Here is a 23,952-nt window from a genome sequence, read left to right on the forward strand (position 1 = left end):
GGCAGTAAATAACACAAGATCGACTTATACGAGGAGGAGAGTAATGAAATTAAGATATGGATTGTTCTTCCTTGCAGTATTTTTAATACTAACAGGATGTTCAGTTAATGGGACTGATTCAGTTATATTGTTAAATTTAGATCAAGTTGAACATGCCTTTCGTACAGAAGGTATAAGGCTTGCTCCTAAACAAATGACTGACGATTGGAAGATAAGAAAAGTTGAAGCAAATCGATACGTAATAACAAATACTGAACCACCCGACCAAATTTTTATATACATCTTTGATTCAGAGGAAGCACTTAAAGATGGGCGTAAGGATTTAGAAAAAACAAAAAGAAAGAAACGAAAAAGTAATTCATGATATTTATGAGAATAAAAATGTTTTGGTTATTTATTGGTATCAACCAAGCAGTACCGACGACACTCTCAGCAAGACAATTCAGAAAGCATTGCAAAAGTTATAGTTGAATTGACAGAAAGATGCTGACACACTTGGGGCATCTCTTATTGGGTTTACCGCTTCAAATTTCGGGATCTAAACGGTCCGCTTATCATTCCTTTTCGACTTTACGTTCTGCCCGAGCCCCTATCCTATGGACGATTTGAATAAGCAGCTCGATCAAATTGTCCGATATCTCCATACTTCTTAGCCAGAAGAAAGCTGCTAACAATGTGTAACGGATCGGATCGGGATGGCGGCGAAGTTCCCGGAGATCCTCTGTCACGGTTAGCTGCCGGTACTTGGTTAATACTTTCAGAGGTTTTGAGTTAGCTCCGTTGAACAGAATAAACCGGCCCCTTTATTAACAGAGTTGGCCGACATGAGCTACTGTTCTTGTTAAAATATCATTGCCCAAAGGCAAATAAACGGTAAATGTCGTACCCTCATCAGGCTGACTCGTAACGCGGATGAACCCGCTATGGGCTTTAACAAAATGATGGGCGATTGATAATCCGAGCCCCGTTCCGCCTGTATGTCGCGAACGGGCCTTTTCCACGCGATAAAAACGATCGAACAGGTGTGGAAGCTCCTCCGCGGGAATACCGATGCCGGTGTCAATTATTGAGACACATGCATAGACCGCATTCTGATCCATGACATTATCTTCAATTATGATCGAAATCTTTCCGCCTTCCGGCGTGTAACGGATTGCATTGGTCAACAAATTGATAAATACCTGCGTGATCCGTCTCGCATCAGCCATTGCTATCACTGGCTTCGTGTTCGATGAGAGGCAGATTGCCAGTCCGTTCTCCTCAGCCTCCATTTTCACATCATCCACGATTTGTTCAAGTCTCGCCGTCAGATCGAGCGGTTTGCGATCCAATGTTAACCGGCCCGCCTCAGCCAATGACAAGACATGTAGATCTTCCACCAGCAGGCTCAAGCGGATCACTTCGTCATGAAGTCTAAGCAGCATTTCCGGAGGGATGTCTTGGCCGGCCTGTTGGGCATTTTCCAATTTTAGCTGCATAACGGACAGCGGCGTGCGAAGCTCGTGAGCAACATCGGCCACCAATCTTCTGCGGGCTTCCTCGGCTTCACGCAGACGAAACGTCATATCATTGAACGTTTGGGCGACTTTCCCATACTCATCTTTCGTGTCTACAGCTACTTTGACGTTCAGGTCGCCCTGCGCCACGCGCTCTATGGCGGCAATAAGCTTTTTGAGCGGGAGGGTCAGCACCCCCGATATCCAAAAACTGAATAACAACCCGATCGCAACAAAAAAGAACAAGCGCACGCCGTGTGTGACATTAAGCAGTGCGCTCAGCCGCATATTATCAAGGAAATAAGATTTAAAGATTTCGATTTGCTCTTCGGGCGTGGCACTTAAATAGTTGGCATCGATTTGTTCCCTTTGAAATTGATCGATCAGTCCGCCTGTGTAAACTTTCGTTGTAAGGGAGAAAATGATACTTACAATAAGCACGAGAAGTCCCATGTGGGCAAATATTTTCATGCGGACCGTCATCTTCATGAACGTTCACCGAATCGGTAACCGAAGCCATATACCGTTTGAATATATTGAGGATTGGCAGGATCATCTCCCAGTTTGCGGCGAAGATTCCGAATATGGGAATCCATCGTTCTTTCGTATCCCATGTACTCATTTTCCAAAGCAGCATTTAACAATTGCAAACGGCTAAATACAATGCCGGGACGACCGGCCAGTGTGAACAGAATTTTGAATTCGGTAGGTGTCAATTGGATTTCCTGACCGTCTTTGAATACCTGACATTTGGCCTCGGAAATAATCAAGTTGTCTCTTTCCAAGAACATCGGCCTGTCTTCAGGTCCGCGTAAGCGGCGAAGTAAAGCTCGAATGCGAGAAGCGAGCTCGCGCAAGCTGAACGGCTTCGTCAAATAATCATCCGCGCCGATTTCCAGACCGACGATTTTATCCGATTCATCCGATCGGGCCGTAACCATAATTATGCCGCAATGCGAGGTTTGCCTTATTTCGCGACATACGTCGATTCCGCTTTTCTCGGGGAGCATCCAATCAAGCACGACGAGATCAGGCCGTTCAGACAGGGTAATCGTGATCGCTTCTTTGCCGGTACAGGCGGTCAATACCCGGAACCCTTCACGTTGCAAATAGGTCTGCATCTCCTTCAGCATGCTCGGTTCGTCCTCTACAAGCAACAATTTCGGTTCCATTCCAATCACATCTTTCCATTTTAGTCTGCTCCCATTGCGAGAATATACCGCTTACCGAAATTATATCGTGATTTGACAGGTTTTTGAAGAAATCCACGTAAAGAGAGGAAGATCTGCATAAGTTCTCGACATTTGTTCTGTAAACTGGCTGTGAAAGGAGAGAGAGATGGCCGCGAAGAACAAGAAGAACAATTAAGCTGAAGGATCGGCTACACGGAAACGTAATTTTTGAAAGTGAAGGAATGAACCGCGGATTGTGTGCGATATCGATGGAGAGGACGCTGTTTGAACTCGGCGCTAAGGGGGTGGCGGATTTATCCAGCAATGAAGTAACAATTGAGTATAACGGAAGCACGATAGCGCTAGTTCAAATTAAAGAAGCTATCGAAGACCTTGGATATTAAAGTGTAGACTAGCACGATGTAAAGCTGAAGTGGAGAGAAGGATATGAGCGCATGGGTATACTTCACAACGGAACAATATGCAAAGATGATGAAGAAGATGGTGCGATTCACTCCGGAATAACTAAAGGCATTTTAATGGAAAAAAATCGATTGAATTGATTAACAGATTGAATTGATTAACAGATTGAATTGATTAACAGATTGAGCCTGTGACTCGAACAGGGTGTGACTCCCAAGTTCTGCATATAAAAAAGATTTTAATTTTATCGATAGCGAGGATTCAAAGCTGATATATATTCAGTTTGCAATAACAACAGAGAGGAGTAATTAACAAATGAAAATGAAGCTAGTTTCATTCGTAATACTTTGTGCATTTCTACTTGTTCCAACTATTGCCTCTGCTGAAGCGACCAACGGTAATGTCGTATACGGATTAACCCCCGGGCGACTCTGGGCCACGATGGACGCGGTGGTGGGGCTGATTAGCGCGGTCATCGGTGGGCTGTCTCTTGCCCGCTCCGCCGGTCGTATCGGCACCGGCTCCGGGCGACGCGGGGCTATCGTGGCCGCGGTGATGGCGCTGATCGTCATAGTCTACGCTGGGCTGCATCTGGCCAATTTCACCGGTGGTTTCGGCACCGGCAGCGGGCGAGCCGGGGCCATCGTGGCCATCGTGATGGGGGTGACCGGCATGGTCCTCGCTGGACTAACTCTGGCCCGCTCCCGCCGCACCGGCTGACCCGACCATGCTGCCGGGTCAAGTGCCCCCTAATGATCATGAGGCGCTTGAGAATGAATTTTTGATCTGCGAGGCCTTTTATGTACATCTGGCCGATGAAATAAACTTCAAGCTAAATAAACTTTACATTTATTCCCATCCACTTTGCGGGTGGTGTCAGCTTCGCTGGTACTACCCCATGCCCATCAAGCTAAGAAGAATCTATACCCCAATTGGAAAATAAGTTCATTGTCTCCGATCTAGATGGCCGGCATGACGTTACCGCCGTTAACGGGAATGTAAGCTCCGGTAATAAAGCTGGCTAAATCCGACGCCAAAAAAACTACCGCGTTCGCGATTTCCTGGTCGGTTCCTCTCCGCTTCAACGGCACGTTCGACGAATAACCGATGTTTTCCTCGGAATGATTAGCGCGGTCGCGATCGCTGATCGTCCATCCCGGCGCAATCTGATTGACCGTAATCTGATGCTCGCCAACCTCCTTGGCCAGTACCCGGTAGATTCCGTCCATGCCGCGCTTCCCTGCCGTGTAGGCGGATTGCCCCGGGAAGTTCTGCATCGCGCATTCCGTATTAATGCCGATAATCCTTCCGCCCTTGCGTTCAATCATTGCAGGCACGAACGCTTTGGCCAAATATACGCTTTGCATGACGCAGGATTCGAATTGGCTGACATAATCGGATACCTGCTGCTCCAGTATGCTTGTCCATTGGTATTGAATGACCGCATTCGCCACGACGATATCGACATGCCCAAGCTCCTGCGAGACCTTCTCTTTCATCCCATAGATTTGTCCCTCATTCGTAATATCGGCTTGCACGGTAATTGCTCTTCTGCCAAGCGCCGTTATTTCTTGCTGCAGTTCGTTTGCCTTCGCTTCGTTACTATTATAATGAAGTACGATGTTAGCACCGCTTGCTGCCAGCGTACGAGCCATCACGCGGCCCAAATCGCCGGTAGATCCGGTAATTAGCGCGGTTTTGTTCGACAAATCGATTTGCATGCCATCCATCACCCTTCTAATGTGCAAAATTTGTTATCTATATCATTATTAGTTATGCTGCCAAAATGTCAACTGTTTTCTTCTTTGCCGGCAACGCAGAAGGGACCGCTTAACAGGTCTATAATAACCTGTCAAACTGCCCCTTCCTCCTTACTCCTTCTCCTCCGGCGGGAGGAGCACGATCCGCCCTTCGCCAAGCTCGACGCGCAGCTTATTGGAGTTTTTCACGCCGATGGAATCCAGGTAGCTCGAAGGCACCTGCAGACGGCCGGCCTTGTCGAGTACGGCATATTCGACATGCGTACCCTCCTCCTCTTCTTCCTCCAGAGCTGCGAGCTCTTCGGCGTACGAGCGCCGGCGCAGCATTTCCGATGATATTTTGCCGTCCCGAATGGCTGCAACGCGGTCTACCTTCTTCGCAAGGTCCGGATCATGCGTAACGATGACGACCGTAATGCCGATTGTCCGGTTCAGCTCCCGGAACAGATCTAAGATTTGGTTCGCCATTCGAGAATCTACCGAACCGGTCGGTTCGTCCGCAAGCAGCAGCTTCGGATGATTCGCCAGCGCAATCGCAACGGCCACCCGCTGCTGCTCGCCGCCGGACAGCTCATAGAGCTTGTTCGACTCCCTGTGGCTGAGTCCTACCGCGTCAAGAAGCTCCTTCGCCCGCCAGCGCTTCCGGCTGCCCGTTAACAGAATGGGAAGCTCGACATTCTCAAGCGCGGTCAAGTAGGGAATCAGGTTGCGCGCATTGTTCTGCCAGACGAAGCCGACGCTCTCCCGCTTATAGCGGACAAAGTCGCGCTCCGTAAATTTCAGCATATCCTTGCCGTCGACCGTCAGCTTGCCGGCGGTCGGACGGTCCAAGCCGCCCAGCATATTAAGAAGCGTGGACTTCCCGCTGCCGCTGTTGCCGATGATCGCCATCAGCTCGCCGCTCTCGATCTGAAGATCGAGACCCTGCAGCGCGAACACTTCCAGATCGGCCGTTTTGTATATTTTGACAAGCCCTTCGCAATAAATCATCCGTCAATCCTCCCCCAGCTTAATTGCTTGATGAATGCGCAGCCTCGACAGCATATAAGCTAAGATGCCAAGGCCGATCGCCAGCATAAAACCGACCAGTACGTAGATACGCATCATATCATCCGCATCGAACATGACCTTGAACGGGGGAACCAGGCTGCTCGGATTAAAGGCGATTTGAAAATTAGGCACATACAGCAGGCTTGCCGCATTCCCGACAAGGACACCGATGAGCACCGCTACGCCTGAAGTAAGCACCTGCTCGACGCCCAGCATCCCGATCAGCTGCTTCAGCGATAAGCCGATCGCGCGCAAAATGCCGTTTTGAAGCGTACGTCCGCGCAGCGACAGCACCCAATACAACAGGAATCCGATAAAGCTGACGAGAATCGAAAGCACGAAGCCCAAGGTCAAAATCCCGTTTAGCGCCATCAGGAACGGGTCATTCTTCGCTTCAACGAGCTGCTCCCTCGTATTTACAATGCTTGTAATTGGCAGCTCCGACTCGGTCAGCCCCTCATAAAACTCCGCCGTTGTCGATTCCGGCTTCAGCTTAATCCATACGTCATACGGCTCCAGCGCAAGCTGCACCTGAATCCGCGGCAAATGGCCGACGATGAGCATCGGGGCATTGCCCCCGGATTTCTGATCGGTTACATCGACGCTTCCGATTGGAGGATTCGGATTAAAGGTCGGGAAATAATCTATGATACCGTAAACCATGAACGGCTGCTGAGGCACATCGCTCCAGCCCACCCATATCGTATCTCCCGCCTTCACTTTCTTCTGATCGGCAAGCGTCTTCGAGATAAGCACCGCTTGCGAGTCGGATGCGATCAGGTTCAAATAATCATTGATCGGATAATCGAGCAGGCTGTCGCGGAACCAAGTCGTCTCGCCGAATTCATCCGTATCGATCCCTATCAATGTCGCTGCTCCGTTGCCTTCATTTACGCTGAAGGAAGCCTCCTTCGTAAATACTTTGGCTGCAGCCTCTACGCCTTGTAACGTTTTGAACGGCTCGAACGCCGGTTCAAGGTAATGGATCACGGTTGGCGTAACCGCCGTTTCCCCTCCGGGAGCACCCGGCGGCGGAGGCGGCGGCGCATCATTGACCCACTGCGACTTAAGCACGATATCCGCGCCGTTGCCGTACCGGATCCGATCCTCCGTATTGTTATTGATCGTCCTTGCGGCCGAGGCGCTGAATACGCCGGTCGCAATCGTCATAATCAGGAAGATCATCAGAAACTGGTACTGCGAGCTTGAGCGGCCGACCTGGATTAGCGTCGCGTACACGGAAGGCGGCCACCATTTCTTGCCCAGCCAATAAACAAGCCTCAGCACCCATGGATACAGCCTGAGCAGCAGCAGGCCCCCGCCCATAATAAACAATGCGGGCACGACAAACTGCAGCGGATCGATATTCAGGTCGGTGGCATTGAGACCCAGGCTTTGCAAATCGGCAAGTCTCTTTCTAAACGTATATAAGCCGTAAATGGCGAGTGCAAGCGCAATAACGTCTAGAAACATTTTGTGCCAAAGCGGCGATTTGAGCAGTCTTGCCATCTGCTGCTTATGTCCGACGATGCTTACTCTCGTCGCCATAATGATCGGAATGATCATGATCACGAAGCAGATACCGGACGCAATCGCCCCGTAGCGGTAAGCTTCCGCTGTCAGCCGGACAGGCAGGCGTACGCGCTGCACGAACTCGAGGAACCCGTTCGACGCGCCAAGCACCTCGGTCAGGACTACGCCAAGCAGCGGTCCGATGCCGCATGCTATGGCGCACAGAATAATCCCTTCCACAGCGTATGAGGTAATGACCTGCCAGCGCGCCGCGCCGCGGCTTCGCAGCACGGCAATTTCGTTCTTCTGCCGGTCGGCGATCAGATTGGATACCATGAACATGTAGAAGCCGAGCATAATCAGTACCGGAACATTCAGCGACCACATTAACGTTCGGAGCTGATCCGCGCGGTCCATATACGTCGAGATCGTATCGAGCGCCGGCGTCTCCGACACGGCCTGGTACATCGTCACTTGGTTCAGCATCACGTTTCGGATCTTATTCGTCGTTTGAATAAAATCTTCAATAAACCTGAGCTCCAGCTTCGAGTAATCCAGCACGAAGAACCATCCGACCGATGCGATCGGCAAGCGGCTTTCCTGCAGCAGATACTGCTTCGCCAGCTTGTCGTTAATAACGAAGCTTGCGCTTAGCTCGCTTAAATCCGTATCCTTGAAATACGGGTCGTCATCCAGCTTTTTCTCGAATACGCCTACCGGCTTAAACTTTATTTCCCCGGCAATCTTCTCGTCTTCAACGACAAATTCCGAATCGATCACCGTCTTGAATTGGATGAGCGACCGCTCTGTCACGAGCACCTCGTATACGCCGTTGACCGGCTGATTCACTGCAGGCATTCTGCCGTCAACCAGCTTGATATGGTCCTCAAGCCCGGAGAAGGCGCGCAGCGTCATCGACTTTAACGATGATTTCGATTCCGGATTCGGATCGTTCGTCGCCCTAATCTTCATCGACTTCGATTGGAAATCGGTTACGAGTTCTTGTACCGGAATTTGAAAGCTGCCCGCAGCTTGATTATGAACGTACTTATCCACTCGATCGAAGATTTGGTTCATTTCCTCCGGCGTTTCTTTCGTATAAAACAGTTTATTGTACTGGGAGCCCGGGTAGATGTTCCGATTGGTCTGCATCTTCTCCAAATCCTTAACCAGCATCCGCGATAGAACGGCTTCCGAGTAAATCGGCATGCTGCTGACCAAAGCGACGGACATGGCCAGGCCGATGAATAAGCTGGCTACCAGCCACTTGTTTTGCACCATTTTGCGAATAATCATGACAAATAAAGCCACGCGATAACCCTCCCAAGCGTAAACGGCTGATGGCCGCAGCGGTCAAAAGCTCGTTTCGCGCCGATACCGCCCTCTGCGCGGACGGCCCGATGCATCCATTATTGCAGCACGACGACCGCGCCTTCTTCCAAGCCCTTCGTAATTTCGATTTCGGTGGAGCCTTTAATGCCGGTTTCTACGTCGATCTCGCGAATTTTGTTGCCTTCCTCAAGCGTCCTGACGAACGTTCTTCCGAGAAAATTCCGAACGCCGCTCCGCGGAATCTTGAGCACGTCGGCACGCTGCTGCAAAATAATCTTTACATCCGCAAAAGCGCCGATCGAAGCGCTGCCCGGCACCTTCGGCACATCGATATATAATGTCTTCGAATAACGATCCTGCAATTGCGGGTTCATCGTAACCGGCGCCGAAGAAGGCGTCTGCACGACTTTTCCGTCCAGCTTCTCGGAACCGAGGGTTACCTGTGCCGGGAAGCCGACATCGATGCCGCTGATCTCAGAGCCCGTCTCCACGCGAAGCGCCACCCGAAGCTCCGAAGGATCGGAGATGATGACAAGCGTCTGGTAAGGCTCGACAAAATCCCCCTCCTCCAAATCCTCGACGAAGGTAACCTGGCCGTTCATGCCGGCAACCAGCTGCTTGCTGTCGAAGGTTGCCGTCAGCCGTTCCAGCTTCAGATTCTCGATGTCCATCTGAAGCTGGGCGATCTGGATCGCATCGGCGTCTCCGGCGAGCTTCGCTTGCTTGTATGCCAGCTTGGCCTTCGCGACCGCGAGCTGCTGTTCCTTCAGCTGTATATCCAGCCCGTCTACATTAAGCTGAACGAGAACGTCGCCCTTCTTTACATCGTTGCCGGAGACGGCGAGCATCTTCGCGATGCGGCCGCCTTGGCCGGTGAACTGGGCAATTTCCGTCCGGGTCGATTCCAGGCTGCCGCTTCCGTTAATTTCTTGCGCAATCGTCCCTTTCTCTACCGTCACGGTACGGTAATTTTCTTGCGCAGGTTTCACGAGGGGCGGCTTTAAAGACGCCTCTTCCGAAGGCAGCAGGGAGCAGCCCGTAAGAGAAGCGCCAATCATGAATACAAAAGACCAGCCGAGCATCGATTTAAGCTTGTGCGACAATTTGTCCATCCTCCAATTCATACACATGGTCAACAATTTCCATAATGGCCGGATCGTGCGTCGTCATGATGATGGTCATCCCAGCTGCCTCAACCAAATCCCGGAACACCTTCATAATTTGCAGGCCGGTGCGGCTGTCCAGCTCCGCCGTCGGCTCGTCCGCCAGCAGCAGCTTCGGCTTATGCGCAATGGCTCTCGCGATCGCCGTCCGCTGCTGCTCCCCGCCCGACAGCTCGAAGGGACGATGGTGCATCCGGCTTTTCAGTCCTACCTGCTCCAGCGCTTGGACGGCCGCTTCCTTGCGGCCGCCGGCCGGAACGCCCGCAACCCGCAGGATGAATTCGACATTTTCATAAGCGGACATAAGAGGAATGAGCGCAAACGATTGAAAAATCAGTCCCATTTCCTTGCGCCTTACCATATCTCTTTCTTGATTTGACAGCGCTGTCAATTCGCGTCCGGCAAAAGTAATATGCCCCTCCGTCGGCCGGTCCAGCGCGCTGAGCAAGTTGATCAGCGTTGTCTTCCCCGAACCGGATCTTCCTTTCAAAGCAATCAGTCTGCCGGGCGGTATCGACAAATCTACCCCTTTAAGCACCGTAACGGCGGCGCTCCCCCGGCCGAACGTCCTTTTTAAAGCGCTTGCACGAATGATAGCGTTATCGTGCGTTAATGGCTGCATGTAAGAACTTACCCCCGTTTCCGACAAATCTCTCCCAGTAAATGATTTACAAATGGTGCTTTCCCCATTTTAACCCCGTCCCCAGGTATGCACAAGCAAAAGTATAGGCAGGATTCGGCCGGGGCTTTATCGGTTAAACCCGGATCGCAGCAAAAGCAGGAACCGGTCAGGCGCCTGCTTAGGGATTGATCCGTTCCCTTACAAATCGAGATTCAAGCAAAAGATAACGACCGTAACGGTTACAATACTCAAGATGGTCGAAACGAATACCGATTGCGAGGCGAATTCCGCTTCATTATCGAACTCCACCGCCAGCAGCACGCTGCTGAGCGAGGTCGGCACCGCCGAGGATACGATGAGCGCGGCTGCCGTGAGCTTGTCGAGCCCCATCGACCACACGATAAGCCATGCAAGCAGCGGCCCCGCCACAAGTCTCAATATGCCCGACAGGCTGACGTCGATGAGAAGCGAACGGTTTATTTTCCATTCCATATTGCCCAGCTGCACGCCAAGCGTAATAAGCGCCGTTCCGATGAAGGCATCGGACAAATAGCCGAGCGGCGTCGCGAGCGGCTGCGGTATCGGGATCTCGAAACCTCTTAATAGAAAAGCCAGCGGAATCGCATAGATAACCGGCATCGATAAAATGGTGCGCATAATCGCCCGCAAATCAGCCTTGTGCGCGTTGACATTATAAATGCCGTATGTATTCGGAATGAGCGACTGCGTCATCATAATGAGCACTTGAACCGCCAGCGTTTTTTCGTTGCCTGCAAAAGCGAGCTGATTAAGCGGTATGCCGTAATTCGCGCTGTTGTAGAACAGGACGCTGTTGCGCATCGCGCTTTTCATTCCGGGTTCATAGCCTCTCAACCGGATAACGACTTCAACGATCATATATTGCGCGACCATGAACAGGACAAAGAACAGCAGGATTTTGCCGATGACCGACGCGGAAATGCTTGTCTTGTACAGCAGATCGAACATAATCGCCGGAGAGAACAAATAAAAGTTCAGTTTGGACAAGGTCTTGATGTCGAGCTTGAAGGCACGCTGCAAAACAATTCCGAGCGCGATCATGATGCCCATCGGCAGTACGTTCGTCAATAAAATGTGAAAAAAAATACTCATCGCCGCATCTGCTTCTTTCTGTTCGTAATTGTGTATGCGGCAATATAAGTCGAACAGATAAATCAACGGATCACATCAGCTGTAATCGCTGCGATAGCCAATGTATCTTCGTTCAACTTAATCTCTTAAACCGCTACTCTAAGTTTAATAGTTAAGAGATCGAAGAGGCAAGCAAATTCGTCGGAAATAGGAGGATCCATTTCACTTTCCGTCTTCAATATATACGATTTTTCGAACATAATGGTCGGGATTCATGCAAAAAAACATATTATATACGATTTTTCACACACATTGTTCATTTAAGCCAGCTTAGGGGATTTTCTATATGATTTTTCATATATAATTCCAAGCATCGAATCAGAAACAGTACTTAAATCAAATCCGGACTTTGGATAGAGCCCACATATTCATAGTAGTTGACTCGCTGGGAAACTCCTCTGGCCACAGCCCGGAATTTCCCTTTATCGACCAGCATGCGGCAGTACTTGATGACAGTAATAATATGCAGCTCCAACTCCCTAGCAGCCTCGGAAGGGCGAATGGTGCGATTATGGCGAATGGCTGCTCGCATCAAGTCTCGTTCAATTTTTGAATAGGGTTTATCTACCATTCTTTTGGTTCCACTCTCAGCAGACAGATAAGGGAACAAGATGTTCCGCAATGTGGAGAGAATGAACGAGGGGTTCTCTTTTAACTCATCCAAAGAGATGTAGAAGACCGAACAGTCTTGAGCTTGAAGAAAAAGTCCCCGGTTCAAATCCATCCGATACTTGGTTCGATCCGTGCCGTGAGAACCAAAGTCCATGATCTCAAATACAATGCGTATAGCTCCGACAATCCACATGAAATCGACAAAGTAGGATCTCCCTCGCCAGTCCTTCACTTCATATTCAGGGTGCATTCCATGGAAATGTCCGACAAGCTGCCACCAGATTTGCTCAGCGAACAATCGATTTCCGAACCTATGGCCGCGTTTCAGAGCATCTAGACGTTCCCCTCTTCTTCGCCTAAGATGGTCACCTATCCATTTATCGTGTTCGATATCAAAACCCATTCCCTGATCACTCGCCTCTCCCTATTCATTTTAAAAAACCAAAAAGCCCCGCCTCCTTTTCAAATTAGGAAGGGGGCGGGGCATGCTTTGCCACTCGGTTCATCATGCGTAATATTCATAGTGTGCCACAGTTTTGTCAGAGAGCGCAACAGAAAAACGGATTGCTATAAAATCCGGCTGAACGATCCGAAATTGGAAGGGTTGCGACCGGCCATCCGGTTCAGCTTTAAGTAACTGTTACGACCAAGCTCACTTTACCAGCCTCCTATATATGAAATGACCTTGCGGCGCGTGCCGATGAACGTTAAGCGGCATGCAGCGGTTATACCGCTACATGCCCTTGCGAATGCTCGTAAAGCTCCCGGTAATGCCCGCCGTTTTCCAGAAGCTGATTATGGTTCCCCTGCTCTACAATCTCTCCTTGGCTCATAACAATAATCCGGTCAGCCTGCATAATCGTTGACAGCCGGTGGGCAATCACGATCGTCGTCCGGTTCTTCGATACGACATGAAGCGCATTTTGGATCAACTGCTCGGTGTGAGAGTCCAAATTGGCGCTCGCCTCATCCAATATGAGCACCTTCGGCTTAAACACGATAATTCTCGCGAAGGAGATTAACTGCCGCTCCCCTGCAGATAAGCCGCTCCCCCGCTCCGACAGCTTCGTATCATAGCCGTTTTTCAGCCTTTGAATAACGGAATCTGCTCCGACGAACTCGCAAGCTTCGATAACCTCTTCGCGGGATATCGATTCGTCGAACATTCTTACGTTGTCGATAATGCTGCCGGAATAGAGATAAGGCTCCTGCTGAACCAGACCGACAGCCCGATGCAGCGCGGCTTGCGGGATATCCCTTACATCCGTTCCGTCTATCCGGATGCGTCCCTCCTTCACGTCGTAGAAGCGGCACAGCAGACTGATCAGCGAGCTTTTGCCTGCTCCGGTCGTACCGACGACACCGATTAGCTCTCCCGGCCGAATATGAAGATCCAAATTACGGATAATCGGAATGCCCTCTTCATAGTAGAAAGAAATATGGTCAAAATCGATGCGCCCCTTCACCTTGTCAGGCTGTATTCCTTCTCCGTCACGCCCGTCGCGGTCGGTGACATCAGGCTTGCTTTCAAATACGGTCCATATCCGGGTTATCGCTACGGTTGCTGACTGAAGCGTATTCCACTGTTGGGTAATCGTATTGATCGGTTGGAAAAATTGCCGGATATACGTAATAAAAGCGTACAGGACGCCGAATTCCAAATGCTGCCCAAGCACCGCGTTTCCCCCGATCCAGGTGACGAAGGCAACGGATAGATTGCTTAATATATCGAAGGTTCGGCCAAATACGACATTTGTCCGTATTTCCCGCAGATTCGCTTTGAAATAAAGGCCGTTGCGTTCGTTGAACTGCTTCTCCTGCTCCTTCTGCTGGTGAAATACCTGCACCAGATTCATCCCGGATAAGTTCTCCGCCACGAACGCTACCATACGGGACAATCTCGTTCTCGCGATTTGATAGGTCGTTCTCATGAAAGACCGGAAGGAAATGGCGATCAACGAGATGATCGGCAACAGGATCAAACAATATAACGCTAATGTCGTGTCCAGCTGGAACATCATTACGATAATGAAAATAAGTGTAAGTCCGTCCCGGAACAGGCTGAGCAGCACCTGATTAAAAAATTGGTTCAACGCCTCCGTATCGCTTGAAACATGAGTAATGAGGCTGCCGCTCGACATCCGGTCGAAATACCGCATCGACTGCTTCATAATGTGGCCGAACAGCTGCTTGCGGATACGCGAGACGATGCTTTGGCCGATATTCTGCAGCAAATTATTTTGTACATAAGTAAAAATAAAGCTGGATACTGATAAACCGAGATATACTGCGCATATTGTCAGTAATCCCTTATAGTCGTTTTTGCCGGCCAACAAATTGTCATCAATTGCGATCTTCATTAAGAAAGGCTGAAGCAGGTCGGACAAAATAGCGATCAGCGTACAGCAGAACACGCCGATAAACGCCCAGATATGCGGTCTGACATAGCCCGACAAGGCACGAAAGGCAGAGACATATTGCGGCTTTTGTTCAGGCAAATTCGGATCGCCCTTCTGATCCGCCTGCCAATTATGGTTGGCTTGTGCCGGTCGCATGCTGACTTCCCTCCTCTTGTATGGCGTGCAGCGAAGCATAGAGCCCTTGCTCCTCCAGCAGCTCCGAATGCGTTCCTCGCTGCACGATCATCCCTTCATCAAGCACAATGATTTCATCCGCGTGTTTGAGCGCGCTGATTCGATGCGCAATAATAATCGTTGTTTTATCTTTTCTTTCCTTCTGAATCGATTCGATGATATCCTTCTCCGTCACGGCATCGACCGCGCTGACGCTATCGTCAAGGATCATGACCGGCGCATTCTTGATCAATCCGCGCGCCAAGCTGGTCCGCTGCCGCTGGCCGCCGGACAGCGTTAAACCGCGTTCGCCAAGCCTGGTTTCAAACTGGTTAGGCAAATCTGCGATGTTATTGTAGATTTGCGCATTGCGCGCCGCCTTTTCCACTTTTTTGATTTCCGTATCGCGCTTGAAGAAAGCAATATTTTCTCTTATCGTTGTACTGAACAAGAATCCGTCCTGGGGAACGTAAGCGATTTGGCTGCGCAGGCTCTCCAGCGTCAACTCCCTCACATCGTTATCTCCGAACCAGATCGCACCCTCCGGCGGATCGTAAGTTCGAAGCAGCAGCTTCATCAGAGTCGTCTTTCCGCTGCCGGTACGGCCGATGATTCCGAGCGTCGTCCCGGGTTTAATAGTCAAATTGATCTCTTTGAGCACCTGATGCGAATCCTTTCCGTATGCGAACGACAAATTTTGAATCCGGATTCCTCCTTCGGATAAATCGACGGCCTTTGCGTTTTCCAGCTCCACAATATCCGATTGCTGCGACAGCAGCTCGTTCAACCGTTCCAGCGAAGCCCGAGAGCGCTGAATGGAGTTGATTACGTTGCCGATTTGCTGGAGAGGATTCATAAGCATACGGACATACAAGGTTAACGCAACGAAATTACCCAGCGTGATCTGCTTTGTGATGGTCAGGTAACCGCCGAAAGCAAGAGCAATAATAAGGGCTATAGTGCCTAGAAAAGGGATAAGCGCTTGAAAAAAAGAAGACACCCGCACAAGCCTCAGCTGATTGCGGCGAATTTTCTCTACGGTCTTGCCAAACCGGCTTTGCATGATGTCTTCAACTGCAAATTTTTTCGTCACGCGGATGCCGCCGAATTGCTCTTCCGCCGTTTCGGTCATTTTGCCCAGCGCTTCCTGTACCTCTAGCGACCTCTTCCTAATAATCGGACCCAAATAAACAACGATGAACGGGATAAACAGCAGAGGTATAACCGAAGCAAGGATCAAGTAATATGGAATGCCGCTGACAAGCATCATGACCATTGCTGCAATGAGGAGCATCGAAGCATTCGCCGTCTGATTGAAGCCCATGGAAATCGACTCGCGCACGGCCGTTACGTCATTCATAAAATAGCTGAGCAGTTTACCGACGCCGTTCTTCGAATAAAATCTTTCGCTCATATGGGTAAAATGCCGAAACAGTCCGCCCCGAACGAGAAATTCGAATTTCCTGCCTACATACATAACTAAATACTGAGCGGCGCCGTTAAATAGAACATGGCCGACGCCGATCAGCAGAAGCAGCAGGCTGTAATGGATAATTAAATCGCGCGTCAATTCTCCCAGCTGCAGGCTGTCGGTAAACTGGCCTAATACTTTCGGATAAAACACATTAATTGAGTTCGAAATCAAATGAAAGAGAAGGGAGAACAAATAGATATACCACGTTTTTCGAAAAAAATCGGTTAATATTCGTTTGGATCTCAAGAAACGGTCACTTCCAATCATGATAGTTTGTTAACGATCATAGATGTCCGTTATTCACTGATGCTCTCCGGTTCCGCTGTCATTCGGACCAGCGCTTCGCGCAGATTCGCGATAATTTCCCGCAGCTTCACGGCTTTGGACGCGTCGGCCATCGCCGCACGTTCAGCGGCTTTCATGAGATGAATCAGCTCTTTGCCTTTGGGAGTAAGCCTGCGATTCCGCCTCACGCCATCCGGCGGGCCGTTCTCATGCTCATCAGGATTTTGTTCCCGGCGATCCCATTCCGGTTCGGCGGGTTCGGATGATTCCAGCTCGGCGGACTCGGACGGTTCCGGCTGTTCCTTCTCTTCCTGCAGGTAAATCCGCCCGGCGTCCGTAATGTTGAAGATCTTCTTCCCATCCACCTTGGAAGCCTCAACAAAGCCCTGATCGCGAAGCATCTGCAGAGTAGGGTAAATCGATCCGGCGCTTGGCTTATAGGTTCCGCCCGATTGCTCTTCAAGCGCTTTCATCATTTGATAGCCGTGCATATTCTCCTGCTCCAGCAGCTCCAGCAAAGCGTACTTTACGCCGCCGCGATTGAAATAACGCCGTCCCGATCCAAACGTCTCTCTCTCATTGCCCAGATGTAAAAATAATCGCTCATCCTGCCGCCAACCGTCACTCATCCTCTGCTCGCCTCCCATGCGATATATCGTATTATTTCCAATTCTATACGATATATCGTAAGTTGACAATGCCAACCGAACAACAAAACGATTCTTATGTTTCAGTACATCCGCTTCTATCCCTGTTTTTTTACGCAACATAAACCAGTAAATAATCGTACTTTAAAATTCCGATCCTCCGCACGAACACTTCACCAAGCAAAAAAAAGACGCGCTTCTATGGGAAGAAGCACGTCTCCGTTCAAATTATTTCTTAAATTCCAACACTGCGTAATTGCCGAAACGATTGACTTCAGCGACCATTTCTCCGTTTGTATAACGACTTCCGGCATATTCCAATTCGCCGTTGTCATGCATGAAGTAAATTCCGGCCAAGCCCTTATTCAAGGGTTTTTTCATTTCCATTCGGATGATAACCGGTTGTTCGAATTGCGATAGACTCGTCGCTTTACCGTCCTTAGTCACGATTCCCAGACATAAATCGTATATTTCGCCGAATAGTTTAAGCTTTGCATTGCTAAGGACCTCTCCTTTGGCGAGAATATCTTTTTCCTCCGATTTAGAGAACGGATTGATCGTCAACACGATGCTGCTATCCTTCCGTTCATCCGGGGGTACTTGATCAGCCAACTGATTAATGGTTTCCGCTGATAAGTCTAATGACAAATTGTCGGTCTGAACAACCAGTTGATTAGGCCCGAGCAATTCGGCTGTGTTGGAAGGAAGCACGATTTGCTTCACATCGCCGGGAACCGAAACGATAACTTTGCCGTCTGCAGCCGTTTCGCTGATTTCGGCAGGCTTAACGATGTGTATATGACCGCCGACATTTCCGCCTGCAATAGAGCAGCCGGGAGCATTAACCATCTTCTTGAACGTGACATGAATGCTGTGAGAGTCGGTTATATCGGTAAAGGTGTAGCTATCGCTAACCGCCGCCTCTATGCCGTCTACCGTTACCTTATCGATCGCATAACCATCGTCCGGCGTGAACGAATAGGTTTGGTTGCGGCCGGCAATCACAGTGACTTCACCGCTCGGATCGATCGCTCCGTTCTCGCCTGCGCTTGCCGTAATCGTGTGAGTGTCGACCAATTCGATCACGATTTGACCATCGGACGCTATATTGGCAATTTCGAATTCGTTTATTTCATAGTAGGAAGGCGAACTATAGAATCTGCCGTCGTAAATGACGATCTGCATTTCGGTTATATCTTCCTGCGCCAGAACCGGAAGCGGTTCTTGAAGGTATCCTCCAACATTATTGGAATTGATCCCTTCATAAAGCGGCCAGAATACCAAATCGCCTCCCTCTTCCCAGTACCATGTATGGTTGTCGGACATCATCTGGGTCCACGGATCTTCCCCGCTTTTCCTCGCTTTGATTGCGAGTACCGACGGCTTGCGGTCCACTGCCCCGTCGGGAACGACCATCGTAACCGTATTGAAGATTTGCGGCGTATCCCACTTTAAATCTATGGTATGCGGAAATTGAAAATCGCTCCAGACGCTGCCCGTTCCATTGGTAAACACGGTGGAATAATCGCCGTCAATGAGATTGGAGACATCCGTCGATCCCTCCCTTGCCTTATCCAAGGTGATGGAAGAAGCAGCCGAAGCAAGATTATTGACTCTTTTGACCGCGATTTTGTACTCTTTGAAGGCGCCTTCCTCGCCAATAGCCTTTACGGTCAATACGTTCAAGCCTTCCGGTATAGCTGCGACCGCGATCTTCCCCGGCGCTGCGGAAACGCCGTTAATCTCGATTTCGCCGTAATTTCCTTCCAATGACGGCTTAATCGCGATTTTATCCGAATCCATTCCTAATTCAACCGAATAGTCTCCGACTCCCGGATCAAACGGAAGCTCAATCGGCATGCCGCTGTTCCAGTCGGTTATTTCCAATCCGGACAGCTTAGCTTCCTTCGTTATTGCAATATCTTCAATCTCGCCGTTATCCGGCAGGCTGTACAGCTCCAATTCATAGACGGCGTACATATTCCAGGATCTGTAGTAAGCGTCGTTAATCTGCACTCTCAGTTTCAAAACGTCGCTTACTGCCGGAATATTGGCATAGGTGTGCTCCATCAGGCCGTCGTCTTTGTCGCTCTTCCAAATAAGCGGAACTCTTTGCGCTACCGTAACCCAGTTCTTCCCGTCTTTTGAAACCTGCACATCAATATCGTTGATCCCTTGAATGAGACCGGAGGCTGTCGCCATCACAATGGTATTAAATGCCTTCGGTTCATCCCACGCCATCACAATCTCATGCGGGAAGGGGTGCGTATCGTTATAACCCTGCAAACTGGCAAACATGGTGCCATAATTGCCGTCAGCCATTTTCGCGGGACCGTAGGTAACGCCGGCGTCGCCTGAACGCACTGCCGATGCCGTTATTTCAGAATAGTCTCTAGCGACGTTAGCCCCTGCTTCGTTCACATTTCCCTTCAAAAAGTTCAATGTATACCGTTTAGCCGTAACGCCGTCGCTGGCGGTACTGAGCAGGCTGATGCTGCTCTTCCCGACCGGAATCTTGGCTGCAGCCGCCATACCGCTGCCAATGCTCTTGCCGTTGATTGCAATTGTGCCTCCTTCATCCATAAGCGTCGGAGTCAGGACAATGGCGTCAGCATCTTCAGGAAGCATGATTTGGTAATTGGTTATACTGCTGCTGAACTTGAAGGAAGGCGCGCCCGTCATTTCCAGGTCGGAGAGAGAAGCGTCGTAAATCTGCTGCCCTTCGTACATATGCACCCGGAAGGCGTCGATGCTCAGCTCTTTGTCATCAAGGTTCACGACTTTAATAGTGTGTTGTTCGCCTTCCGATAGATTGTTGACGCTGAAAACCGTGAAATAATCGTGCTGAACCTTCTCATACAAATCCACGATGACCGGTTCCGCCCCGTCCACGGAAACAGCGGCTTTACCGGACATCTGGTTCTTCTCGGCCACCACGTCAATACCGGAACCGATAAACGTGTATTCCGCATATGCATTGGCCCCCGTTGTCGCCTGAGTGGTGCCCAAGTAAGCGAACTGCCGGTTTCTGGCAAACCAGCTGCCCGAATAATGAATGTCGCTTTCCGTATTATCCGCCATGTGCACCATAGGAAGTTCCTGTCCGATATAAGGATTGGGGCTTTGCGGAATCTCACCGACATCCTCGCCTGCCGCCGCCTTGACCGAATAATCGTGAAGAGTCTTAACATAGGCCGGATCAAGGGTATACTTTCTCGGGTCATCCCGGTTCACTGCCGTGTCGGCAAGCTGCTGGGCGAGCTCCGGATTTGATTGCTTGATGATATGCAGCAGCTCGTAATCTTCGAGTCCGTCCCTCATCGCTTCATGACGCAGCGTGCTTTTTACCGTCCTATTGACCTTGTCCGGATAGACGATATAAGAATCGCCGTTCCACGGCCCCACATACCAGGCGTTCCATGCCCAGTGCAGATGGCCAGTAACGTTTTCTTGACTGATATTCCAGTACAAAAGCCTTCCGGTTAAGGTTGGCTGTGTCCAAAACCGGTTGAGCCACGGCGGCTGATTCACTTCCATCGTATAGACCCACATGTCTTTTCCGGCGGCCTGCTCCACTTGATACTGATCCTTCAGCTCATGGAATTTCGTCGTATACGGTACCATGACGTCCAAATAGGGTTTGGAGCCCTCTGCCAGAAGCAGGGCGCCGGGATCCGCGTCCATCGTTTTGAATTCCGAACCGGTTGCCGCATTGATCTCTTTTATTTTTCTGGCGGCATATGTCCACCAATTTTTATGATCATCGTTTTGGGGCTCATCGAGAATATGCTGATACCAGGTAATGCCGTTCCCGCCAAGCCAGCCTTTGTCCTTCAAATGATTGTGCAGGGCAGTCAGGTAGTTCGTCAGAAAAGCGTCGGTCGCCGGCAGCGAATCAGGCAGTGCCGTATTCCATGCAGCCGTCGGTTTTTCTTCAGCCGGCATTTTGTTTAAGTAATGAATGAAATGCTGGTTGGCGAAGTGGGTGACGCCGTTATTCATATAGGTTTCAACGTATCTGTCGAATAATGACCAATCCAGGTCTTCAGGAATCCCGTCAACAAATTCCGATAAGTCCGTGCCTGTCGCATTCAAGAAAAGGTCGGTACGGACCCAAACCATATTCGTACGGTATTCGGTCATGACTCTGGCGAATTCATCCATCAACCCGAACCATTCGTCGCTGTAGGTTTCCACGCCGTAGTAATATTGGCCAACGTCATAGGCCTCGCTTCCGCTGCCATTCCATGTGACGCCGTCCCATGTAAAGCCGTTGGTCATGTTCCAATGGTAGTTGACAAAATCGGTATTTGAAACTTCGGGAATGGTAACATCATGCACATCCACGCGGATAGGAACGGCATAATCCCCCAACGTGGTTTTTACCGTAATAAGTCCCTCGTACTTGCCTGATTCCGCATCGGATGGCACATAGCCGGTAATAAAGATCGGCTGCGTTTCATTTGCGGCGACTTCCGCGGTGCTTTCATTGGATAACGGATCAGGCACCTCAGACAGCGGGTAAAGCTCGAGGCCCTCTCTTTCCGGCCAGAAGGGATTCGCTTTAGACGTTTCCTTCTCCTCGTATTCCACAAAATGATAGGCAAGATTGCTGCCGGCAATCACATTGGCTTCCGCCGTAACAAGATCGGAGAATTGCACGCCGGTGATTTCAAACGCCTGATCGCTTCTTACGGCAATTTGCGCGCTTTCATATTCGTTTTTGGCCGATACGATGCCGATGTTCAGCAAGGGGTTTTGGGGAATGGCGCTCGTCCGGTATACGGTTTTCAATGCGTTCTCCACCCACAGATCAATCTTATTGCTTTCAGCAGCGGCGCTGTCTGCATAGGCGGCAGGCATAACGGGCAAGAGCAGGCTTATGGCAAGAACGACGGATAGCATCTTATTTCGCAATTTTATTCCCTCTCTTTCATTCCGAATGTAGTTCATGCGTTACTTTATCAACTGCTCCTTTATAAGCCGGTTGATTTCCATTCTTTTCTCCAATAACCAATCGCTGCTGTTCGGATATGCGCGAAAGGTTAAGGGATTATCCAAATCCCGTTCCAGCATCTCCAGCACGCTGCTTCTGCCGATAAAGCTTTCGAGCAGCTCAAGGGCCCGCAAATCCTGAAGCGCTTCGTAGAAAACTTCCAAACGGATCGATTCGACCGGCCCGTTCTCCCCGGGATAAACAAGAAAAGCGTCACCAGAAGGAAATGCGGCATCTGCATCGGTCGTTTGGTATGGATTCAGCTCCCGTAACGAATATTGCGAATACCAGAAGTTGTATCCCCAATGCAAAAATCCTTTTATGTTGAATTTATACAGCTGCATGCCAAGAATCCGGTTGCGGAAAGAAGGGAAGGCGAAGAAGCGGTTTGATACCTCCTTATATTGAACGCAGCAATAATAGGTCCATAAATCCTGCACGTTATGGTCAAGAAATCCTTCCAAATGATTGCTCGCGCATACCGGTTGATTGATCATTCCTTGTTCATAAAACGGATAATCGGATATCGCGTCGATGACGGGCATGCCTCCGAGAAATGGCTTTACAAACTGACTCGCGCTGCGGTAGGCTTCCAGATGATGAAGGCCCGGTTCGTCCGAAATATGAAAGAAGCAGCGTCCGGACAAATCGTTTTTTTCGATAAAAGCAATAAGCTCGGGTAAAAACTGCGATAAGAAAAGCCTGTACTCTACTCCGGCGGCGTCCGTATCCCAGCCAAATATTTGCCGATAGGAGTTATCCTCGGCAGCCATTATTTTCGGAGCGTGCCTAGCCCCCCATTGCGTGAAAAGATGAGAGAACTCAAAGTACTTTATGCCCCTGCCGGCGCATAGATCGATCCAGCGCCGCAAACGCCCAAAACCGAACCGGTAATGAGGGCCGTCCTTCGTAACGTCAATAAGCTGAACGGTCGGCCGCTCGCCTCCAACCGCCGTATCGAGCGGAGGGGTGAAGAGAGGGGTCAGAATCATATTGATGCCATGCGATGCCGCGTTTTGCACGAATTCGTCAATGAGCTTCCAATGCTCTTCCCCAAATATTTCAACCTGATAGTAAGTCGCCAGACAGTCTGCATGAAACCACTCGGTATGAATGAGCTTCTGCTCCGGCAATAGGGCCGGAATGACCTCAAGCCGAAATATTTCTTCGCCAAGTTTCCCGCCGTTCTCCGACTCCAGACGTACTGTTATTTCTTTGAGTCCCGGGCGGACCTGCTCATTGACTTCCACCGTAATCCAGATCGCCCGCCATTGTCCGGGAAAAGCCGTCACGCCTGCGCCTTTGCGGACCGGATATAACGGATCGGGAAACAATCCGGGCGCCGAACGGAGTATAATGCCGTCGTGATCCCCGTATACCGGCAATTCCGACGGCACAAGTCCTGCTTGGCGGACGGAAATGAGATCGGACAGCTCCGATTGGATATGAACCTGGATCCCCTTCATCACCCGGTCGGCTTTATAGGCAATCTGAAACGAGAACGTTTCGTTCCCTAACGCCGAAGCTTGATGAACAGCCGGCTCGTCAAGCTCGGCATCCGCAAAGACTTTAACCAGCGAACTCAGACATCTCGTTTCAAGCCGAAATTCATGTTCACCCATCTCAAACCTCCTGTTCCGGTTTTCGCTCACCCCATTCGTCTCC

The 23,952-nt window shown here is 50.1% G+C and carries 16 protein-coding genes and 1 pseudogene; 2 read left to right on the forward strand and 15 right to left on the reverse strand.

What is annotated here, in order from left to right:
• The first annotated feature begins 43 nt into the window (after nucleotides 1-43).
• Nucleotides 44-364 carry a hypothetical protein gene (locus H581_RS0129320; protein WP_029192371.1) on the forward strand — a complete coding sequence of 107 codons (321 nt, stop codon included), beginning with the start codon at nucleotides 44-46 and terminating at the stop codon, nucleotides 362-364.
• A 193-nt stretch (nucleotides 365-557) separates the two neighbouring features.
• Here the strand turns inward: H581_RS0129320 and H581_RS39150 are convergent.
• From H581_RS39150 to H581_RS0129330, 3 genes and pseudogenes are all read right to left on the reverse strand, one after another.
• Nucleotides 558-758, reverse strand: a pseudogene (locus tag H581_RS39150) (hypothetical protein); the annotation flags it as partial.
• A 48-nt stretch (nucleotides 759-806) separates the two neighbouring features.
• Nucleotides 807-1,985, reverse strand: a complete 1,179-nt coding sequence (locus tag H581_RS35750) for a sensor histidine kinase (protein ID WP_051251450.1) — start codon at nucleotides 1,983-1,985, stop codon at nucleotides 807-809.
• Entirely contained in the window at nucleotides 1,982-2,668 is a 687-nt protein-coding gene (locus tag H581_RS0129330; RefSeq protein WP_029192372.1) for a response regulator transcription factor, read from the reverse strand. The genes H581_RS35750 and H581_RS0129330 overlap by 4 nt, the downstream gene beginning before the upstream one ends.
• A 738-nt stretch (nucleotides 2,669-3,406) precedes the next feature.
• On the opposite strand from H581_RS0129330, the gene H581_RS0129340 reads away from it, so the two are divergent.
• Complete coding sequence (locus H581_RS0129340) at nucleotides 3,407-3,811, forward strand: DUF6223 family protein (protein ID WP_029192374.1); 405 nt, start codon at nucleotides 3,407-3,409, stop codon at nucleotides 3,809-3,811.
• Nucleotides 3,812-4,050: 239 nt separating this feature from the next.
• On the opposite strand, the gene H581_RS0129345 is transcribed toward H581_RS0129340, so the two are convergent.
• From H581_RS0129345 to H581_RS0129400, 12 genes are all read right to left on the reverse strand, one after another.
• Nucleotides 4,051-4,812 carry an SDR family NAD(P)-dependent oxidoreductase gene (locus H581_RS0129345; RefSeq protein WP_029192375.1) on the reverse strand — a complete coding sequence of 254 codons (762 nt, stop codon included), beginning with the start codon at nucleotides 4,810-4,812 and terminating at the stop codon, nucleotides 4,051-4,053.
• Between the two features lie 150 nt (nucleotides 4,813-4,962).
• A complete protein-coding gene (locus H581_RS0129350) occupies nucleotides 4,963-5,841 on the reverse strand; it encodes an ABC transporter ATP-binding protein (RefSeq protein WP_029192376.1) in 879 nt (292 codons plus the stop codon).
• A gap of 3 nt (nucleotides 5,842-5,844) precedes the next feature.
• The gene (locus tag H581_RS0129355; RefSeq protein WP_029192377.1) at nucleotides 5,845-8,724 is read right to left on the reverse strand and encodes an ABC transporter permease; all 2,880 of its coding nucleotides are present in this window, start codon (nucleotides 8,722-8,724) and stop codon (nucleotides 5,845-5,847) included.
• A gap of 98 nt (nucleotides 8,725-8,822) precedes the next feature.
• The gene (locus tag H581_RS0129360; RefSeq protein ID WP_051251451.1) at nucleotides 8,823-9,848 is read right to left on the reverse strand and encodes an efflux RND transporter periplasmic adaptor subunit; all 1,026 of its coding nucleotides are present in this window, start codon (nucleotides 9,846-9,848) and stop codon (nucleotides 8,823-8,825) included.
• Entirely contained in the window at nucleotides 9,832-10,530 is a 699-nt protein-coding gene (locus H581_RS0129365) for an ABC transporter ATP-binding protein (RefSeq protein ID WP_029192379.1), read from the reverse strand. The genes H581_RS0129360 and H581_RS0129365 overlap by 17 nt, the downstream gene beginning before the upstream one ends.
• 198 nt (nucleotides 10,531-10,728) lie before the next feature.
• Nucleotides 10,729-11,661, reverse strand: a complete 933-nt coding sequence (locus tag H581_RS0129370; RefSeq protein WP_029192380.1) for an AEC family transporter — start codon at nucleotides 11,659-11,661, stop codon at nucleotides 10,729-10,731.
• 370 nt (nucleotides 11,662-12,031) lie between these two features.
• Nucleotides 12,032-12,715, reverse strand: a complete 684-nt coding sequence (locus H581_RS0129375) for a hypothetical protein (RefSeq protein ID WP_029192381.1) — start codon at nucleotides 12,713-12,715, stop codon at nucleotides 12,032-12,034.
• Nucleotides 12,716-13,037: 322 nt separating this feature from the next.
• The gene (locus tag H581_RS35755) at nucleotides 13,038-14,867 is read right to left on the reverse strand and encodes an ABC transporter ATP-binding protein (RefSeq protein ID WP_036720491.1); all 1,830 of its coding nucleotides are present in this window, start codon (nucleotides 14,865-14,867) and stop codon (nucleotides 13,038-13,040) included.
• On the reverse strand, nucleotides 14,842-16,605 hold the full coding sequence (locus H581_RS0129385; RefSeq protein WP_029192382.1) for an ABC transporter ATP-binding protein: 1,764 nt from the start codon (nucleotides 16,603-16,605) through the stop codon (nucleotides 14,842-14,844). Before H581_RS0129385 ends, H581_RS35755 begins: the two co-directional genes overlap by 26 nt.
• A 50-nt stretch (nucleotides 16,606-16,655) precedes the next feature.
• A complete protein-coding gene (locus tag H581_RS35760; protein WP_051251452.1) occupies nucleotides 16,656-17,273 on the reverse strand; it encodes a PadR family transcriptional regulator in 618 nt (205 codons plus the stop codon).
• Between the two features lie 246 nt (nucleotides 17,274-17,519).
• A complete protein-coding gene (locus H581_RS0129395) occupies nucleotides 17,520-22,208 on the reverse strand; it encodes a glycoside hydrolase domain-containing protein (RefSeq protein WP_169507558.1) in 4,689 nt (1,562 codons plus the stop codon).
• A gap of 39 nt (nucleotides 22,209-22,247) precedes the next feature.
• Nucleotides 22,248-23,909: a DUF4091 domain-containing protein gene (locus H581_RS0129400; RefSeq protein WP_029192384.1), complete on the reverse strand. Its 1,662-nt coding sequence runs from the start codon at nucleotides 23,907-23,909 to the stop codon at nucleotides 22,248-22,250.
• Between the last annotated feature and the right edge of the window lie 43 nt (nucleotides 23,910-23,952).

Source organism: Paenibacillus harenae DSM 16969, from assembly GCF_000422465.1.
In the GTDB taxonomy this organism is placed as follows: domain Bacteria; phylum Bacillota; class Bacilli; order Paenibacillales; family Paenibacillaceae; genus Pristimantibacillus; species Pristimantibacillus harenae.

Bases quoted from the DNA above. Each gene is read 5' to 3' on its own strand.
- H581_RS0129320 (WP_029192371.1), top strand. From the start codon at position 44: ATGAAATTAAGATATGGATTGTTCTTCCTTGCAGTATTTTTAATACTA.
- H581_RS35750 (WP_051251450.1), bottom strand. From the start codon at position 1,985: ATGAAGATGACGGTCCGCATGAAAATATTTGCCCACATGGGACTTCTC.
- H581_RS0129330 (WP_029192372.1), bottom strand. From the start codon at position 2,668: ATGGAACCGAAATTGTTGCTTGTAGAGGACGAACCGAGCATGCTGAAG.
- H581_RS0129340 (WP_029192374.1), top strand. From the start codon at position 3,407: ATGAAAATGAAGCTAGTTTCATTCGTAATACTTTGTGCATTTCTACTT.
- H581_RS0129345 (WP_029192375.1), bottom strand. From the start codon at position 4,812: ATGCAAATCGATTTGTCGAACAAAACCGCGCTAATTACCGGATCTACC.
- H581_RS0129350 (WP_029192376.1), bottom strand. From the start codon at position 5,841: ATGATTTATTGCGAAGGGCTTGTCAAAATATACAAAACGGCCGATCTG.
- H581_RS0129365 (WP_029192379.1), bottom strand. From the start codon at position 10,530: ATGCAGCCATTAACGCACGATAACGCTATCATTCGTGCAAGCGCTTTA.
- H581_RS0129370 (WP_029192380.1), bottom strand. From the start codon at position 11,661: ATGAGTATTTTTTTTCACATTTTATTGACGAACGTACTGCCGATGGGC.
- H581_RS0129375 (WP_029192381.1), bottom strand. From the start codon at position 12,715: ATGGGTTTTGATATCGAACACGATAAATGGATAGGTGACCATCTTAGG.
- H581_RS35755 (WP_036720491.1), bottom strand. From the start codon at position 14,867: ATGCGACCGGCACAAGCCAACCATAATTGGCAGGCGGATCAGAAGGGC.
- H581_RS35760 (WP_051251452.1), bottom strand. From the start codon at position 17,273: ATGAGTGACGGTTGGCGGCAGGATGAGCGATTATTTTTACATCTGGGC.
- H581_RS0129400 (WP_029192384.1), bottom strand. From the start codon at position 23,909: ATGGGTGAACATGAATTTCGGCTTGAAACGAGATGTCTGAGTTCGCTG.